Origin of the sequence: Massilia polaris (genome assembly GCF_012927275.1) — a bacterium.
Taxonomy (GTDB): domain Bacteria; phylum Pseudomonadota; class Gammaproteobacteria; order Burkholderiales; family Burkholderiaceae_D; genus Telluria_A; species Telluria_A polaris.
Map to the genome: position 1 here is coordinate 66540 of NZ_JABBGG010000012.1, position 17118 is coordinate 83657.

Here is a 17118-nt window from a genome sequence, read left to right on the forward strand (position 1 = left end):
CTAATCGTGAAGCCTTCCATTGCGCTGAATATCGGCGCCGCCGTCATGGTCTTTGGCGCGCTCGCCGGCTGCGGCCAGACCGGCCCGCTGTACATGCCGACCCCGCCTGCCAAGCCCCAGCCAGCGCCTGCCCAGCCGCCTGCGATGCCTCCAGTTTCTTCTTCCGTAGCCCAGTAACTCATCCTATGTCGCAATTTACCTTCCAAGACGGCGCCCTGTTCGCTGAAAGCACTCCCTTGTCCAGCATCGCCGGGCAGTTCGGCACGCCGACCTATGTTTATTCCAAGGCCGCGCTGCTGAAAAACTTCGCGTCGTATTTCGATGCGTGCAAAGGCCGCGATGCCCTCATTTGCTATGCGATGAAGGCCAATTCGAACCTGGCGATCCTCGACCTGCTGGCGCGCGAAGGCGCGGGCTTCGATATCGTGTCGGGCGGCGAGCTGCTGCGCGTATTGGCCGCTGGCGGCGATCCGCGCAAGGTGATTTTCTCCGGCGTCGGCAAGACGTCCGATGAGATCCGGCTGGCGCTGTCGCACGATATCCTGTGCTTTAACGTGGAGTCGATTCCTGAGCTGCACCGTATTAATGAAGTCGCTGGCGCGATGGGCAAGACCGCGCCGGTGTCATTGCGCGTGAATCCGAACGTGGATGCGAAAACCCATCCGTATATCGCCACCGGCCTGAAGGCGAATAAATTCGGCGTGGCGTTCGACGATGCGCTCGCTACTTATCGCACCGCTGGCGCGCTGGCGCACCTGGAAGTGGTCGGCATCGATTGCCATATCGGTTCGCAGCTGCTGGACGATGCGCCGCTGCTCGAGGCGCTCGATAAATTGATCGAATTGATCGATACGCTGGCCGACGAGGGCATCGTAATTCATCACCTGGATATGGGTGGCGGTATCGGCATCAATTACGGCGAGGCGGGCGAGGCCGAGCCGGTTCCGGTCGGCGAATACCTGGGCCGCGTGTTCGCGCATATCGATGCGTGGCGCGCCCGCAAATACGACGGCAAGCCGATCAAGGTGGCGTTTGAGCCGGGCCGCTCGATTGTCGGCGATACCGGCGTGCTGCTGACCAGGGTGGAATTCCTGAAGCCGGGCGCGGAGAAGAATTTCTGCATCGTCGACGCGGCGATGAATGATCTGATGCGCCCTGCCCTTTACCAGGCGTGGATGGATGTGCAGCCAGTCGCGCCGCATGCCGGCGAGAAGGTGAATTACGATGTCGTCGGGCCGGTGTGCGAGTCGGGCGACTGGCTGGCGCGCGATCGGCAGTTGGCGGTAAATCCGGGCGATTTGCTGGCGATTATGCAGGCGGGCGCTTATGGCTTGACCATGTCGTCCAATTACAATACCCGCGGCCGCGCAGCCGAGGTGATGGTCGATGGCGATAAGGTGCATTTGATCCGCCAGCGCGAGAATCCGGCGGATTTGTTTGCGTTGGAGTCGGTGATCAAATAAGCCGACGGGGTGCAGGGCGGAAGAGGCCGAGAGGCCGGTGTAGCAGGGGTGTCGGATCGCAAGCGATCCGCCTGCGGAACGGTATCCGCTTGCAGGCGGATACTCCTCTCATCCGCCCGACGTTTGTGCAGCCCGCGACTTCGACCCCGCCCAGCTCCAATACACCCTCGCCCCCAGCAGCACCGCAACAATCGCCCCGAAAATAAACGGTTCGGTGAAATTGCTCTTCCCCGCCCTCATCCACCAGAAGTGCAATATGCCCAGCGGCGCGATCAGGTAGATCAGCCGGTGCAGCCATATCCAGCGCTTGCCGCCCAGCCGCTTGACCATCGCATTGGTGCTGGTCACGGCCAGCGGTATCAGCAGCACAAACGCGGTAAACCCAACCAGGATGAATGGCCGCTTCGCCACGTCGCGGAACATCCCGGCCACGTCGAAGAAATGGTCGAACCACAAGAACGTCGTGAAGTGCAAAAACGCGTAGAAGAACGCGTACAGCCCGAACATCCTGCGCAGCTTGATCAGCCAGTTCATCTTGCTCAGCCGCCGCAGCGGCGTCACCGTCAGCGTGATGCACAGGAAATACAGCGCCCAGGAACCCGTCCCACGCGTGATGAACTCGAGCGGCTCGACCAGTTGCCCGCTGACAGTCAGCCACACCATGCGCGCCAGCGGCACCAGCGCCAGCGAAAAGATGGCGGCCTTGATGCCCTTGAGCTGTGTGGGTGTGGGATTGAACGCCATCAGTAGTATTTCTTCAGATCCAGGCCGGTGTACATCGAGGCGACCTCGTTGTAGCCATTGAACATCAACGTCTTGCGCTTGGCCTTGAAGAATCCATCCTCGCCAATCCGGCGCTCGGTGGCCTGCGACCAGCGCGGGTGGTCGACGTTCGGGTTGACGTTGGAATAGAAGCCGTATTCCGACGGCGCCGACACGTTCCACGCCGTTTTCGGCTGTTCCCGCACGAAGCGGATCTTGACGATGGACTTGCCCGATTTAAACCCGTACTTCCAGGGCACCACGATGCGCACAGGCGCGCCGTTCTGGTTGGGCAGGGTCTGCCCATACATGCCGAGCGTCAGCAGCGTGAGCGGGTGATTGGCTTCGTCGATGCGCAGCCCTTCGACATACGGCCAGTCGAGCACGCGGCTGCCGATGCCGGGCATCTGCTTGCGGTCGGCCAGGGTCGTGAATTCGACGAACTTGGCGTTGCCGTTCGGCTCGACCTTCTTGATCAGGTTCGACAGCGAGTAGCCAACCCACGGAATCACCATCGACCAGCCTTCGACGCAGCGCAGGCGGTAGATGCGTTCTTCCAGCGGCGCGAGCTTGAGCAGGCTGTCGATGTCGAGCGTCATCGGCTGCTTGACCTCGCCTTCGATCGATACCGTCCACGGCCGGGTTTTCAGCGTGTGCGCGTATTCGGCGGGGTCCGACTTGTCGAGCCCGAATTCATAGAAGTTGTTGTAGCCCGACGCATCCTTGAACGGGGTCGGCTTGTCGAGGATGGTGTAGGCGGGATTGGCCTTGCCGGCCAGTTTTTGCGCGGGGGTTTGCTGGGCGAACGCTTTGCGGTTCGCCATCTCCCACAACGCGCTGCCTGCCACGGCGCCGACTGCCATCTGCTGGATGAAGCGGCGGCGCGATTCGTAGACTTCTTGCGGCGTGATTTCCGATCCGAACGGTACAGCGCTTTGGTTCGGACTGCGTTTGATCAGCATGGCTTGCTCCGGAAAAATGGTAGTAACGTCCAAACATTACACCATTTTGCCGACGCGAGCCCGCAGGCCCGCGCGCCGTACTTACAGTTCGCCGTACGAGTGCAGTCCGGACAGGAACATGTTGACGCCAATGAAGGCGAAGGTCGTCACCAGAAGGCCGACCAGCGCCCACCAGGCCGCCACGCGGCCGCGCAGGCCGGTCATCAGGCGCATGTGCAGCCAGGCCGCGTAGTTCAGCCAGACGATCAGCGCCCAGGTTTCTTTCGGGTCCCATGACCAGTAGCCGCCCCATGCTTCGGCTGCCCACAGCGCGCCGAGGATGGTTGCCACGGTGAAGAACGCGAAGCCGACCGAAATCGATTTGTACATCACGTCGTCGAGCACTTCGAGCGCCGGCAGACGGTCGGCGAGGATGCCGTGCGACTTGAGCAGGTAGGCCGAGCCGACCATCGCGGCCAGCGCGAAGGTGCCGTAGCCGATGAAGTTGGCCGGGACGTGGATCTTCATCCACCAGCTTTGCAGCGCCGGCACCAGCGGCTCGATGCCGGCGGCGTCGCGCGACACGGTGTACCACAGCAGGAAAGCGACCGCGGCCGCGATGATCAGCATCACGAAGGCGCCCAGCTGGCGGGTGGCGTAGTGCTGCTCGTAATGCAGGTAGAACATGGCGGTGATCAGCGCGAACAGGATGAACACTTCATACAGGTTCGACACGGGGATGTGGCCGACGTCGGCGCCGATCAGGTAGGACTCGAACCAGCGCACCATCATGCCGGTCCAGCCGAGCACGACCGCGGCCCAGCACAGCCTGGAGCCGACCGAGGTGCCGAAGTTGCTGCGGCTGAGCAGGCCGACCCAGTAGAACACGGTCGAGAACGCGAACAAGGTGCTCATCCACAGGATCGCCGACTGCGACGACAGCAGGTACTTGAGGAAGAATTTCTGGTTGGCGTTCTGCAGGTCGCCCGCATACAGGCCGATGGCCGCGAGCGACAGCAGGAACACCAGCGGCATCAGCCAGCGCACCGCCTTGAATTGCCAGCCCAGCAGCGCGAAGGTCGGCGCGGCCAGCAGCAGGATGGCTTTCTCGTAGACGTCCATGTAGGCGCCGTAGCGGACCAGTCCGAACACGGCGCCGGCCATCAGCGCCGCGGCGAACAGCCAGTCGAACGCGGTCAGGCGCTTGAAGAAGCCCGGCGTCTGGGTGTAGCTTGTTTGAGTTTGTGAAATTTCCATCATTTTCTCCAGGTACCGCCGCCATGCGTGGCGGCATACAGCTTACGCCGATTGCGGCAGCTTCGCTTTCAGGTCGTTAAATTCATGCTCGAAATCAAGGGTCTTGCGCTGGGTGCTCATCGCCATCAGCGCGTGCGCGCCGCCGGACTCGTCATCGCGCACCCACACCCACAGGCGGCGTTCGCGGATGTAGAACATGGCGAAGATGCCCATCACCAGGAACAGGCAGCCGGTGTAGACGACCGCCTTGCCCGGCGAACGGGTCACTTGCAGCACCGACGCTTTTACTTCGGTAAATTCATCCAGCTGCAGGAACACCGGCGCGCCGTAGAAGAAGCTGTCCGACAGCGCATTGGTCGACGTCTGCAGGAAACGTGCATGCTTCTCGTCGCCCGCGACCGGCGCCAGGCCATCCCGCGCGCGCGCGGCCTGCCACAGCTCCCACATGGTGCCGTTGAGGATTTTCATGAAGATGCCGGCGGCCTTTTCCTGCTCGGCGGCCGGGATCTTTTCGAGGAACTGCGAAACAGCAAGGTAACCGCCCTGGGTGCCGTTGCCTGCAAAGATGGCAAGGCTGCGCGCGGCGGAATCTTCCAGCTGCTGGGCCATCCCGCCCGCGCCCGTTGTAGCGGGCATGGCGCGCTTTGCGTAGCGGCCGGCGGCAAGCTGGCGCAGGGCCGGGTCGGCCAGCGCGGCGCGCAGGCGCATCCATTCGCGGACGCTGTATTCGTCATCGGCCGGAATGCGCAGGTAGCTGAACGCTTCGGACGGCGTCGAGCGCATGCCCGCCAGGTAGAACTGGGCGCCGTCGAGTGTCACCGGCTGCATGTAATTCTGGTATTCGCGCGCCTGCCCGGTCTTGTCGCGCAGCTTGTAGGTGACGCTCGGGCCGACGTTCTTCAGGTCCTTGTTTTCGCCTTTGGCGGCGGAACCGAGTTGCTTGTTAAAACCGGCCGCGAATTCTTCGTTGAACGACTTGCCCTTGGTAACGGCGCGCACGTCCGGCGTGGTGCCGGTGTTCTCGACGTTGAACGGACGGAAGCCCGACCACTCGACCGAGTAGTCCTCGCCATCGCGCTTGAGCTCGGATGCGGTGCCGATTTCGCCCGCCATCGCAAACGATTTCGCATCAACGCCCTGCATCGGGAAGGCCGTCATCTTGAGCTTGGTGCCGCCGTCTTCGAAGCTGGACTGGTACACGGCAACGCCCTTGTAGATCAGCGGTTCGTTGACCTTGATGGTGGCCGGGAACGTCTTGCCGGTTTCATGGTCGCGCACGATCACATCGCTGGCGAACAGCTTCGGCATGCCGGTCGAGTAGAAATCGATGTGGAACTTGGCCAGCTTGATCGTGAACGGCAGTTCCTGCACCAGCACGCCGTTGGCCTGCGGAATCAGCGCGACGTCGCTCGCCTGCCCTTCCGGGATCATGGTGTTGCCGCGGTAGGTAGGATTGCCCAGGCCAAGGCGGTGCTTCTCAGGAATGGCCGAGATCAGGCCGCTGCCCGCGAACGGCGTCTTGCCGAGGAACCATTGCTGGAAGCGGATAGGCAGGTCGGAATCGAGCATGCCGCCCACCAGGATGATGATGATGGCCGAGTGCGCGAAGATGTAGCCGAAGCGCGTTCCGGCGCCCTTCTTGGCCGTCACCAGGGTGGCGTTCGGCTTTTCGACGATCTTGGTGCCGTACCCCGCGTCGGCAAGGCGCTGGGCGCTCTGCTGCGCCAGTGCCGCGCGCGACAGCGGCGCCACCCATTCGGCCTTGTGGTGGAAATTGCGCAGCGACACCTCGCGCACGTTCTCGCGCCAGCTGCGCATATCCTTCAGCATCTTCGGCGTGCTGCGCACGATGCACAGCCCGGTCGACAGCAGCAGGAAGGCGAGGATCAGCAGGAACCACCACGCCGAGTAAACCGCGTACAGGCCCAGCTTGTCAAACACGGAGAACCAGAACGGGCCGAACTGGTTGACGTAATTCGTCATCGGCTCGTTCTGCTTCATCACAGTGCCGATCATCGACGCGATCGAGATCACTGTCAGCAGGCTGATCGCAAAGCGCATCGACGAGACCAGCTCGACCGCTTCGGCCAGTCGGCGGCGCTTCGTCTTCAGTTCAATTCCGGTGGTGCTCATTATTCAATCCAGTGCGCGGTCAGCCTAGGCGGCCGCGAAAGATGTGCAAGGCGTCATTCCCGCGAAGGCGGGAATCCCATTTAGTGCCGGGGCGCAGGCAAAATTGGATTCCCGCCTTCGCGGGAACGACGAGACCCGTGCTTATCAGCAAAAAGGGCAGCCCGCTTACGCGCCGCCGCCCTCTGAGGTTTCTTGCTCCAGCGCCGCGCGGCTATTCAAACCGCGCTTCGCAGATCCAGCCGGCATCGAAAGATGCCGTGAATTTTACTTCAAGCCGGAGATGTAATCGGCAACGGCCTTCATTTCCTGGTCCGACATGCGCTGAGCCAGCGTGGTCATCTGTGCGCTGTTGCCGCGCGCGCCGCCCTTGAATGCTTGCAGCTGGGCTACGGTGTAGTCCTGGTGCTGGCCAGCAAGGCGTGGATACTGGGCCGGGATGCCGTTGGCATTGGCGCCGTGGCAGCTTGCGCAGGCAGCCACGCCGCGCTCAGCGATACCGCCGCGGTAGATTTTCTTGCCGAGTTCGACGGTGTCCTTGTTCTTGGCAGCGCCTTGCTTTGGCTTCTGCGTCGACAGGTAGGCGGCGATGTCGCGCTTTTCAGCATCCGACAGCATCTTCGCGTAAGTCGTCATCACTGGCTGGTTACGCGCAGGGGTGGTGAAGTCGATCAGTTGCTTGTGGGTATATGCCTCAAACTGTGCGGACAGCTTTGGATTGGCGGTGATGGTCGAATTGCCGGCCGCGCCGTGGCACGATGCGCAAGCTGGCAGGCCGCGGGCAGCATCGCCAGCGTCGTACAGGGTCGCGCCTTTGGCGGCATCAGCCTTGGCTGGAGCCGCAACAGGGGCGGCGGCCGACGCCAGGCCGGAAACAGCCAGGGTTGCAAGCAACAAGGACTTCACAAACGCCGCACCGGCGGCCGGGAAAAACGCACGATTCATTCACACACCCTGACTTGTAAAAATTGAATTCTATTTGAAAATATGGCAGTGCAAGCACTTGTTGCGAGGCGCTGAACCTCCCGCGACGCAACAATACGCAACCCCTTATTGTACAATAGCTTTCTCGGGTCATCGCCCCCTTTTGTTGCATTTTCTGCCCATTCCATGTCCAAACTCTGGCAAGCCCGCTTCTTTACGACCGTCAACCAACTGCGCGACCTGCCCGATACGCAGGTTCCTGAAATCGCGTTTGCGGGACGTTCCAACGCGGGAAAATCGACCGCAATTAACATCCTGACAAACCAGAAGGGCCTCGCTTTCGCGTCCAAGACGCCGGGCCGCACCCAGCACATCAACTATTTCTCGATCGGCGGCGCCCATGTGGGCCAGCACCGCAAGGACCCGACCATCGTCGAGGAGATCGAAGGCCTGCTGGTCGACTTGCCGGGTTACGGCTACGCGGAAGTGTCCGGCTCGGCCAAGCTGCACTGGCAAAAGCTGCTGGGCGACTACGTCCAGCGCCGCGAACAGTTGGCAGCACTGGTGCTGATCATGGACTCGCGCCGTCCGTTCACCGAACTCGACGTGCAGATGCTCGAATGGTTCGCGCCAACCGGCAAGCCGATCCACTGCATCCTCACCAAGGCCGACAAGCTCAACCGCAACGAGACCACCAACGCGCTGCGCAGCGCGCGCGCCACGCTCGACAGCTACGTCGACGAAGACGGCGAAGGCTTCCCGTTCACCGTGCAGATGTTCTCGGCGCTCAAGCGCGTCGGCATCGACGAAGCCAACGACAAGATCCTCGAACTGCTCGGCATCACTGACGATGGCAGCGAGCCTGCGCCGCCGTCGCCGGACGACGACGCAGCGAAGTTTATTGACGACGCCGACGAATAATTTTTATCCTTTTCTTTGGGAACCTGAGATGACGATACCAGCCGCCTACCCGGCAATCCGCATGCGCCGCATGCGCCGCGACCCGTTTTCGCGCGCGCTGATGCGCGAGAACACGATCGCCGCGTCGGACCTGATCTACCCGGTGTTCATCCTCGACGGCAGCAACCAGCGCCAGCAGGTTGGCTCGATGCCGGGCGTGGAGCGGATGTCGGTGGACCTGTTGCTGGAAGTGGCGGATGACTGCGTCAAGCTGGGCATTCCGGCGCTGGCGCTGTTCCCGGTGATCGACGCGTCGCTGAAAACGGCGGACGGCATCGAAGCGACCAATCCGGACGGCCTGGTGCCGCGCGCCGTGCGCGAACTGAAGCGCCGCTTCCCGGACCTGGGCATCGTCACCGACGTCGCACTCGACCCGTTCACCAGCCACGGCCAGGACGGACTGATCAACGACGATGGCTACGTGTTGAACGACGAAACCATAGAGATGCTGATTCGCCAGGCGTTGACGCAGGCCGAGGCTGGCGTCGACGTGGTGGCGCCGTCGGACATGATGGATGGCCGCATCGGCGCGATCCGCCAGGGGCTGGAAGACAAGGGTTTCATCCACACCCGCATCATGGCGTACTCGGCCAAGTATGCGTCGGCGTTCTACGGTCCGTTCCGCGATGCGGTCGGTTCGGGCGCCAACCTTGGCAAGGCGGACAAGAACAATTACCAGATGGATCCGGCCAACACCGATGAAGCGCTGCGTGAAGTTGCGCTGGATATCGCCGAGGGTGCGGACATGGTGATGGTCAAGCCGGGCATGCCTTACCTCGACGTGGTGCGCCGCGTGAAGGACGAGTTCAAGGTGCCGACGTTTGCCTACCAGGTCAGCGGCGAGTACGCGATGATCAAGGCCGCCGCGCAAAACGGCTGGCTGGATCACGACAAGGTGATGATGGAATCGATGATGGCGTTCAAGCGCGCAGGCGCGGACGGCGTGCTGACGTATTTCGCTCGGGATATCGCGCGGATTCTGAAGGCCCGCGCCTAAACCCCCGTCATTCCCGCGCGCGGGAATGACGTGCTAGCGTCCCGTCCTGTACTCCGGGAACATCTCCTTGAACAGGAAAGCCTCCAGCTCCGCCGTATCCTGCACCCGTGCGCTCATCTTGACCACGCGTTGCAGGCGATGCGAATCCCAGTCGAAATCGCCGGTCTTTTCCTTGCGGATCAGCTCGATCATCTTCTTGACGATCGCGGTTTCGATATCCTTCTCCCCGCCCAGCTCCACCCTGACTTGCTGCAGCCAGCGGCGCTTGAAATTCGGGTTCCAGCCGCGGAACTTCAGCTCCGCGCTGGAGAACGATTGGTTGGTCACGCTGAACACGCCGCCCGTTTCGTTGCGGTCGTCGCCCTTGCTGCGGCCGTTGGCTGCGGCGATGTTCGCCAGCGCGTTGCGGGTGCCGCGCGCGCTTTCGCTTTCCGCTTCCGGTTGCTCCGATGGCGCGCCCCGTTCCTGGCGTCGCTTGGCGATATAGGCCGCCATGTCGACTTCTTCGGGCGGCTCGATTTTCTTCGGCGGTTCCTCAACGATCTTTACCGGCTTTTCATTCGGCAAAGTGATCGTATCAGGCAGCCGTTCGATTTTCGGCGGTGGCGTGGCGGATTTTTTGACAGCCTTGCTGGCCTGCTTGCGCGGCTGGTCTGGCTTTTCCGGCTTGGGCTGTTCCGCGACCGGATTGATGTACACCATCGCCCCGCCAGCCGAAGGCGAAGCGGTTTTCTGGGTCTGCGGCTTAAACACGTAGATCGCGACAAGCAGCAAGTGCAGCAGCACCGTGATGGCGAGGCCGACGCGGTTGACGCGCTGAGTACCGTAGCTCAGCGTGGCGGCCGGCAGCGGCTGGCCACAGTGCTCGCAGTACCCGGTGTTTTGCGGCGAATAATGGGAATGATCACGCAAGATGATTATGATTTTCCAGGTGCAGCTTCAGCTAAAAAGGGGTCGAGTGGCGCAGTCTATACGTTTTGACGAAATTGCGCACCGGCAGGACACCTTGCACAGCTTGCAACACCTCGGGCAGCGCTTCCTCTTTGGGGTCAGGTCTGGCATTCGGACACGGGCTCAGGCGCTAGGCGCCTGAGCCCGTGTCCGAATGCCAGACCTGACCCCAATGGCGGACCCCAATGGAGGGGCGGCTGTTACCAGATGTATCAGCTGCCCTGCCCTCACTCTTGCATTAGTGCGCCGCGTCGGCTTGCGCCAGCTGCGTGTCCGACAGCGGGCCCTTGCCGCTGTATTTGTCGAGGTACAGGTAGATTACCGGCGTGATGTACAGCGTGATGACCTGCGAGAACAGCAGGCCGCCGACCACGGCCAGGCCGAGCGGCTGGCGCAGTTCGGCGCCAGCGCCCAGGCCCATCGCGATTGGCAGCGCGCCGGTCATCGCGGCCAGCGTCGTCATCAAAATTGGGCGGAAGCGCAACAGGCAGGCTTCGCGGATCGCGTGTTCCGGCGTCTTGCCTTCGACCCGCTGCGCATGCAGCGCGAAGTCGATCATCATGATCGCGTTCTTTTTCACGATGCCGATCAGCATCAGGATGCCGATGATCGCAATCATCGTCAGGTCCATGCCAAATATTTCGAGTGTCAGCAGCGCGCCGACTGCGGCCGATGGCAGGCCGGCAAGGATCGTCAGCGGGTGGATATAACTCTCGTAGAGCACACCCAGCAGGATGTAAATGACGCCCAGCGCGGCGATGATCAGGATCAGCTGGCTCGCTTGCGATTCTTCGAACACCGCCGCATCGCCGCCGTAACGCGTGATGACTGAGGCCGGCAGTTTCATCTCGGTGGACATGCGGTCGATCGCCGCGGTGGCGTCACCCAGCGGCATGTCCGGCGCGAGGTTGAACGACAGCGTGATCGCTTGCAGCTGGCCCTGGTGGTTGACCGAGGTCGGGCCGACCGTGCGTTCGACCGTCGCGATGCTCGAGAGCTGCACCAGCTGGCCGCTCTTGCTGCGCACCGAGACGCGCGTAAGCGCGTCGTCGAACTGGCGGTCGGCGGGCGCCGCTTCCATGATGACGTTGTAGCTGGCGGCCGGCGAGTAGATCGTCGATACCTGGCGCTCGCCGAATGCGGCGTACAGTGCGGTGCGCACGTCGGCCATCGCCACGCCGAGCGTGTTGGCTTTGTCGCGGTCGATCTTCAGGCTGGCCTGCAGGCCGCCGGCCTGCGAGTCGCTGGTGACGTCGCGGAAGCCAGGTGCGGCGCGCATCCGTTCGAGGAAGCGGTTCGACCAGACATCGAGGTCGTCCGAGCGCACGCTTTGCAGCGTGTACTGGTAGCGGCTCTTGCTCTGGCGGCCGCCCAGCTGGAGGTTCTGGGTCGGGCTGAGGAATACGGATACGCCCGGAATCGCGCGGGTGGCCTGGCGCAGGCCATTGACCACGTCCGGCATGGCCTTGCGTTCGTCGCGCGGCTTGAGCACGATGAAGCCGCGGCCGGTATTGCCGCCGCCGGTGAACGAGGTGACGTCCTTGACCGCCGGGTCGGCGCGTACCGCCGCCACGACCTGCTCCTGCAGCAGCGCCATCTTGTCGGTGGAGGTGTCTTCGGCCGCTTCGACGCTCATGCGGATCTGGCCCAGGTCTTCCTCGGGAAAGAAGCCTTTCGGGATCGTGGTGTACATGACCACTGTCAGCGCGAAGGTGGCGAAGGCGACCAGCAGGATGATCGGGCGGTTGGCAAGCGCCATGTCCAGCGTCTTTTCGTAGCCGCGCAGGACCTTCGAGAAGCCAGCTTCGAAATGGCGGCCGATCCAGCTTTTCTCGCCGCCGCCGTGCACGTCGTGCGCAGGCAGCAGGCGGCTGGCCAGCATTGGCACCAGGGTTAGCGACACAACCGCCGATACCAGCACCGCGAGGCCGACCACGACCGCGAATTCATGGAACAGCAGGCCGATCACGCCCGGCATGAAGAAGATCGGGATGAATACCGCGACCAGCGAGATCGAGATCGAGATAATCGTGAAGCCCACTTCGCGCGAGCCGACCAGCGCCGCTTCAAGCGGCCGCTTGCCCATCTCGATGTGGCGCACGATATTTTCAAGCACCACAATGGCGTCATCGACCACCAGGCCGACCGCCAATGTAATACCGAGCAGCGAGACGTTATCGAGGCTGTAGCCGAACCAGTACAGCAGCGACACCGCGCCGAGCAGGGAGATCGGCAGCGTCACCGCGGGGATGAAGGTGGCCGAGGCGCGGTGCAGGAACAGGAAGATCACCAGCACCACCAGCAGCACCGTGAAAGCGAGCGTCAGGTTGACGTCGTGGATCGCTTCGCGGATCGAGACCGAGCGGTCGTTGACGAGGCTGATCTTGATCGAGGCCGGCACCTGCGCCTGGAAGCCCGGCAGCAGCTTGCGCACCGAGTCCACCACCTGCACCGTGTTGGCGTTCGGCTGGCGCTGCACCATCAGCACGATCGAGCGTTCGCCGTTAAAGCTGCCGGCTGCCTTGATCGACTGGAAGCTGTCTTCGACGGTGGCCACGTCCTTCAGGCGCACCGGTTCGCCATTACGCACGGCGACGATCACGTCCGAGAACTGGGCCGCGTTCATCAGCTGCGGGTTGCCCTGGATGGTGAGGGTCTGGTTGGGGCCATCGAGCACGCCCAGCGGCGCGTTGGAGTTCGATGCACGCAGCGCGGCGCCGAGTTCGTCGAAGGTCAGGTCGCGCGCGTTCATCAGGTCGGACCTGGCGCGCACCCGCACCGCGAAGCGCTTCTGGCCATTGACGGTCACTTGCGCGACGCCCGGCAAGGTGGACAGGCTCGGCGCGATCAGGTTTTCGGCGTAGTCGTTCAGATCCGACAGGCTCATTGACGGCGAGGTCATCGCCATGAACAGGATCGGCGCGTCGGCCGGGTTGACCTTGCGGTAGGAAGGCAGGTCCGTCATCTCCTGCGGCAGCTGGCGTTGCGCGCGCAGCAGCGCGGCCTGCACGTCCACCGCGGCGGCGTTGACGTCGATGCTCGGGTCGAATTCGAGCGTGATGTTGCTGTCGCCCTGGGTGCTGGTCGAGGTGATCAGCTTGATGCCGGCGATCGTCGAGAACTGCTTCTCGAGCGGCAGCGCCACCGACGACGCCATCGTTTCGGGGCTGGCGCCGGACAGGTTGGCGGAGACGTTGATGACCGGGGTGTTATAGCTTGGCAGCGCCGCGACCGGGATGTTGACATAAGCGAGGACGCCGACCAAGACCAGCGCCATCGACAGCAGCACCACCATCACCGGGCGACGGATGCACAGTTCTGAAATGTTCATTGGATGGCTGCCTTACGCGCCAATGCGGTGTCAGCGTCCGGCTTGCCGGCGAGGCGTACCTTGCCGCCCGGGCGCAGGTTCTGCTTGCCCTCGGTGATGACCTTCTCGCTGCCGGCCAGTCCGGTGACGGCGGCGCTGTCGCCGAACGCGTACACGCGCTGGACCGGCATTTCCTTGGCGGTCTGGCCTTCGCCGATCACGTACACGAAGGTGCCGCGGGTGTTGATGATGATTGCCGCTTGCGGGATCACGGTCGCGTCCTTCAGCGTGCGCAGCGTGACGCGGGTGGTCACGTACTGGCCCGGCCACAGGCTGGTTTCGCGGTTGTCGAATAGCGCCTTGGCCTTGATCGTGCCGGCCTGCGCGTCGACCGTGTTGTCGATGAAGTTCAGCTTGCCGACGACCGCGTTGCCGCCCGACGGCTGCGCCTCGACCGTTACCTGGCCGGCGCGCTGCGCCGACAGCAGGTCGGACAGCGCCGATTCGGGCAGGGTGAAGGCGACGTTGACCGGATCGAGCTGGGTGATCGTGGTCAGCGACGTGGTCGGCTGGACCAGGCTGCCCGGATATACCGGGATGGCGCCGACGCGGCCCGACATCGGCGCGCGGATGGTGCCGTAGCTGGCGGTGACGCGCTCACCCTGCAGCGCGGCCTGGTTGGACGCCACCAGCGCGCGCTGTGCTTCTACCTGGCTACGCAGCGTGTCGATGGCGCTCTGGGCGAGGAATTTCTGCTCGACCAGTTCCTGGTTGCGCTTGTATTGGCGTTCGAGGTCGGCCAGCATGGCGCGGTCGCGCGCGATCTGGGCCTGCGCCTTGCTGACGTTGGCCTGCTCGTTGCGGTCGTCGAGCGAGAACATCAATTCGCCCGATTTGACGAACTGGCCTTCCTTGATGTGGACCTTGCGGATCGTGCTGGTGGTCTGCGGCCGCAGGTCGACGCTGTTGATCGGCGTGACGGTGCCGTTGGCCTGCAGGGTGACCGGCACATCCTGGCGGCTCGGCGCAACCGCGTTGACCGTGGCCGGTGGCTGCTCGCCGTTGCCGCGCCCGCCGCCCTTCGCAGCGCCCGGTTTATCGTCGCCGCCCGCGTTCAGGTACCAGGCTGCTGCGCCGACGATGGCGGCGATGCCGACGACAAGTACGATGTTCTTCTGCTTCATTGGCTTTTCCTGGCCGCTCGGGGCGGCTCTTGATTAATCTTCAAATTGGATGTTTGCTACAACCAGGTTCACTTTCCCCGGTAAGCCTCGGGCAGCACCAGCGTTACTTCGAGGCCGCCTTCATGGTGGTTGGCGAGGGTGACGCTGCCGCCGTGCTGCTCGGCGATGTTGCGAGCGATCGGCAGGCCAAGGCCGGTGCCGCCGGACTCGCGCGAGCGCGAGCTTTCGATGCGGTAGAAAGGTTCGAACACGCGTGGTTGCTCGTCGTGCGCGATGCCCGGACCGCGGTCGCGGATGCGGATGCGCGCGGCGCCCGCGGTGCGTTCCACCGTCAGTTCGGCCTGGTGGCCATACTTGACCGCGTTGTCGATCAGGTTCGCGAGGCAGCGGCGCAGCGCCATCGGACGGCCCATCACGGCCATGCCGGCGCGCCCGTTCAGGCTCACCTTCTGGCTGGCGTCGCTGGCGTCCGAACACACGCTGTCGAGCAGCGAGTCGACATCGAGCGCCTGCATCTCTTCGGTGTTGTCGGTGCTGCGCGCCAGGTCGAGGCCTTCGCGCACCATCTCCTGCATCGCCGACAGGTCGCCGATAAGGCGCTCCTGCAGTTCGGGGTCGCCGACTTTTTCAAGGCGCAGGCGCATGCGGGTCAGCGGCGTTTGCAGGTCGTGGGTGATCGCGGCCAGCATCTGGGTGCGCTGCGCGATGTACTGGCGGATGCGCGCCTGCATCGCGTTGAACGCGGCGCTGGCCTGGCGGATCTCGCTGGCGCCCGCCAGTTCGAGCGGCGGATGGTTGATGTCGTTGCCGAGGTCCTTGGCGGCCTGCGCCAGCTGCTTGAGCGGACGCGTGGTCATGCGCGCAACGAGGTAGGCGAGGAAGGCGATACTGATCAGGAACAGGCCGATGATCAGCGTGTAGTCGGTTGCGCCAGCCAGCACGGAGCTCGGCGGCGGCAGGATCTGCAGGCGCAGCTGTTCGCCGTCGCGCAGGCGCACGTCGATGCTTTCGCAGGTGCCCCTCCATACCGCTTCCTTCGGGCCAAACATGCTGGGCTGGGTGCGCGGGATGTCGCATTCCTTCGGCCGCGCCGTGATCGTCGAGAACTCGTAGCCCTTACCCATGCGCTTGGACAGCGCGGCGGTGAATGCGGAATCCACGGGCGCGGTTGGCAGGTCGCCGGTGATCTCCTCGAGCCGGATGCCGGGCCGGTTGGCCACGCCAAGGTAGGCAAGGCGCGCCGATGCCGGCACGATCTCGGTGGCGGTGATCAGCTGCTCGGCGCGGTCGAGCGCGTGCGCGGTGCGGAAGTCTTCGATTACACGCTGGCGTTCGTTCTCGGCGAGCAGCTGGGTGGTCGCGGCGGAGACCACGATACCGAGCAGCAGCGTGAGGAACACGCGGCCCGTCATCGATCCGAAGAACGCCTTCACGTGTTGGGCTCCACGGTGACCTGGCCGGCCAGCACATAGCCGCCGTTGCGCACGGTCTTGATGATCTGCGGCAGGCGCGCGTCCTCGCCGAGTTTCTGGCGCAGACGGCTGATCTGGATGTCGATCGAGCGGTCGAACGGGTCGGCGTCGCGGCCCTGCGTCAGGTTCAGCAGCTGGTCGCGGTTGAGCACGCGGTTGGGGTGTTCGAGGAACACGCGCAGCAGGCGGAACTCGGCGCCCGACAGCATGATCACCAGGCCGTCCGGATTGATCAGGTGGCGCGCGGTGAGGTCGAGCGTCCAGCCGGCGAAGCGCATGCGCTGGGCGTTTTCGGACTGGGTATTGGACGGCATCGCGTGGCTGCGCCGCAGCACGCTGCGGATGCGCGCCAGCAGTTCGCGCGGCTCGAACGGTTTCGGCAGGTAGTCGTCGGCGCCCATTTCGAGGCCGAGGATGCGGTCGAGCGGCTCGTTGCGCGCGGTGAGCATGATCACAGGAAGGGTCGAGGTGGCGCGCAGCTTGCGGCACAGGGTCAGGCCATCGTCGCCCGGCATGTTCAGGTCGAGCACGATGAGTTCGGGGCGCGCTTCGTCGAGCGCCTTCCACATCGCGGCGCCGTCGGCGGCAACCAGCGTGCGATAGCCGTTCGATTCGAGGTAATCGGCGAGCAGCGTGCGGATGTCGCGGTCGTCGTCGACGATCAAAATGGTGGTGGGAGTATCCATAATCGCAATTATCCCGACTTACGGCCAGCCTGCACAGCCTATTTGTATCGCCATGTATATTGACAGGGGGTCGATACATAT

General features: G+C 63.5%; 14 protein-coding genes. 4 read left to right on the forward strand and 10 right to left on the reverse strand.

Annotated elements, in window-relative coordinates; genetic code table 11:
* The first annotated feature begins 6 nt into the window (after nt 1–6).
* Entirely contained in the window at nt 7–177 is a 171-nt protein-coding gene (gene lptM / locus HHL21_RS18425) for an LPS translocon maturation chaperone LptM (protein WP_370659759.1), read from the forward strand.
* Between the two features lie 8 nt (nt 178–185).
* A complete protein-coding gene (gene lysA, locus HHL21_RS18430) occupies nt 186–1463 on the forward strand; it encodes a diaminopimelate decarboxylase (RefSeq protein WP_169468586.1) in 1278 nt (425 codons plus the stop codon).
* Nucleotides 1464–1571: 108 nt separating this feature from the next.
* Here the strand turns inward: lysA and msrQ are convergent, their stop codons facing one another.
* The 5 genes from msrQ to HHL21_RS18455 form a co-directional block, all read right to left on the reverse strand.
* Complete coding sequence (gene msrQ / locus HHL21_RS18435; protein WP_169468587.1) at nt 1572–2207, reverse strand: protein-methionine-sulfoxide reductase heme-binding subunit MsrQ; 636 nt, start codon at nt 2205–2207, stop codon at nt 1572–1574.
* Nucleotides 2207–3187, reverse strand: coding sequence for a protein-methionine-sulfoxide reductase catalytic subunit MsrP (gene msrP / locus HHL21_RS18440; protein WP_169468589.1), 981 nt, complete (start codon nt 3185–3187; stop codon nt 2207–2209). The genes msrQ and msrP overlap by 1 nt, the downstream gene beginning before the upstream one ends.
* An 81-nt stretch (nt 3188–3268) precedes the next feature.
* Nucleotides 3269–4426, reverse strand: coding sequence for a c-type cytochrome biogenesis protein CcsB (ccsB, locus tag HHL21_RS18445; RefSeq protein ID WP_370659760.1), 1158 nt, complete (start codon nt 4424–4426; stop codon nt 3269–3271).
* 39 nt (nt 4427–4465) lie between these two features.
* A complete protein-coding gene (locus HHL21_RS18450; RefSeq protein ID WP_169468593.1) occupies nt 4466–6556 on the reverse strand; it encodes a cytochrome c biogenesis protein ResB in 2091 nt (696 codons plus the stop codon).
* A gap of 264 nt (nt 6557–6820) precedes the next feature.
* Entirely contained in the window at nt 6821–7498 is a 678-nt protein-coding gene (locus HHL21_RS18455) for a c-type cytochrome (RefSeq protein ID WP_169468595.1), read from the reverse strand.
* A gap of 165 nt (nt 7499–7663) precedes the next feature.
* Between HHL21_RS18455 and yihA the strand changes: the two genes are divergently transcribed.
* Both yihA and hemB read left to right on the forward strand, forming a co-directional pair.
* The gene (gene yihA / locus HHL21_RS18460; RefSeq protein WP_169468596.1) at nt 7664–8398 is read left to right on the forward strand and encodes a ribosome biogenesis GTP-binding protein YihA/YsxC; all 735 of its coding nucleotides are present in this window, start codon (nt 7664–7666) and stop codon (nt 8396–8398) included.
* Nucleotides 8399–8426: 28 nt separating this feature from the next.
* Nucleotides 8427–9434 carry a porphobilinogen synthase gene (hemB, locus tag HHL21_RS18465; RefSeq protein WP_169468598.1) on the forward strand — a complete coding sequence of 336 codons (1008 nt, stop codon included), beginning with the start codon at nt 8427–8429 and terminating at the stop codon, nt 9432–9434.
* Nucleotides 9435–9467: 33 nt separating this feature from the next.
* Here the strand turns inward: hemB and HHL21_RS18470 are convergent, their stop codons facing one another.
* The 5 genes from HHL21_RS18470 to HHL21_RS18490 all read right to left on the reverse strand — a co-directional run bounded on the left by HHL21_RS18470 (nt 9468) and on the right by HHL21_RS18490 (nt 17037).
* A complete protein-coding gene (locus tag HHL21_RS18470; RefSeq protein WP_169468600.1) occupies nt 9468–10346 on the reverse strand; it encodes a hypothetical protein in 879 nt (292 codons plus the stop codon).
* A gap of 277 nt (nt 10347–10623) precedes the next feature.
* On the reverse strand, nt 10624–13716 hold the full coding sequence (locus tag HHL21_RS18475) for an efflux RND transporter permease subunit (RefSeq protein WP_169468601.1): 3093 nt from the start codon (nt 13714–13716) through the stop codon (nt 10624–10626).
* On the reverse strand, nt 13713–14879 hold the full coding sequence (locus HHL21_RS18480; RefSeq protein WP_169468603.1) for an efflux RND transporter periplasmic adaptor subunit: 1167 nt from the start codon (nt 14877–14879) through the stop codon (nt 13713–13715). Before HHL21_RS18480 ends, HHL21_RS18475 begins: the two co-directional genes overlap by 4 nt.
* 68 nt (nt 14880–14947) lie before the next feature.
* Nucleotides 14948–16312, reverse strand: coding sequence for an ATP-binding protein (locus HHL21_RS18485; RefSeq protein WP_169468605.1), 1365 nt, complete (start codon nt 16310–16312; stop codon nt 14948–14950).
* Entirely contained in the window at nt 16309–17037 is a 729-nt protein-coding gene (locus HHL21_RS18490; RefSeq protein ID WP_169468607.1) for a response regulator, read from the reverse strand. The genes HHL21_RS18485 and HHL21_RS18490 overlap by 4 nt, the downstream gene beginning before the upstream one ends.
* Nucleotides 17038–17118: the final 81 nt, after the last annotated feature.

What these genes read in the sequence shown, in the direction of transcription:
- HHL21_RS18450 (WP_169468593.1), bottom strand. Translation starts at nt 6,556, where the DNA reads ATGAGCACCACCGGAATTGAACTGAAGACGAAGCGCCGCCGACTGGCC.
- ccsB (WP_370659760.1), bottom strand. Translation starts at nt 4,426, where the DNA reads ATGATGGAAATTTCACAAACTCAAACAAGCTACACCCAGACGCCGGGC.
- HHL21_RS18455 (WP_169468595.1), bottom strand. Translation starts at nt 7,498, where the DNA reads ATGAATCGTGCGTTTTTCCCGGCCGCCGGTGCGGCGTTTGTGAAGTCC.
- HHL21_RS18475 (WP_169468601.1), bottom strand. Translation starts at nt 13,716, where the DNA reads ATGAACATTTCAGAACTGTGCATCCGTCGCCCGGTGATGGTGGTGCTG.
- hemB (WP_169468598.1), top strand. Translation starts at nt 8,427, where the DNA reads ATGACGATACCAGCCGCCTACCCGGCAATCCGCATGCGCCGCATGCGC.
- msrP (WP_169468589.1), bottom strand. Translation starts at nt 3,187, where the DNA reads ATGCTGATCAAACGCAGTCCGAACCAAAGCGCTGTACCGTTCGGATCG.
- lysA (WP_169468586.1), top strand. Translation starts at nt 186, where the DNA reads ATGTCGCAATTTACCTTCCAAGACGGCGCCCTGTTCGCTGAAAGCACT.
- yihA (WP_169468596.1), top strand. Translation starts at nt 7,664, where the DNA reads ATGTCCAAACTCTGGCAAGCCCGCTTCTTTACGACCGTCAACCAACTG.
- HHL21_RS18480 (WP_169468603.1), bottom strand. Translation starts at nt 14,879, where the DNA reads ATGAAGCAGAAGAACATCGTACTTGTCGTCGGCATCGCCGCCATCGTC.
- HHL21_RS18490 (WP_169468607.1), bottom strand. Translation starts at nt 17,037, where the DNA reads ATGGATACTCCCACCACCATTTTGATCGTCGACGACGACCGCGACATC.
- msrQ (WP_169468587.1), bottom strand. Translation starts at nt 2,207, where the DNA reads ATGGCGTTCAATCCCACACCCACACAGCTCAAGGGCATCAAGGCCGCC.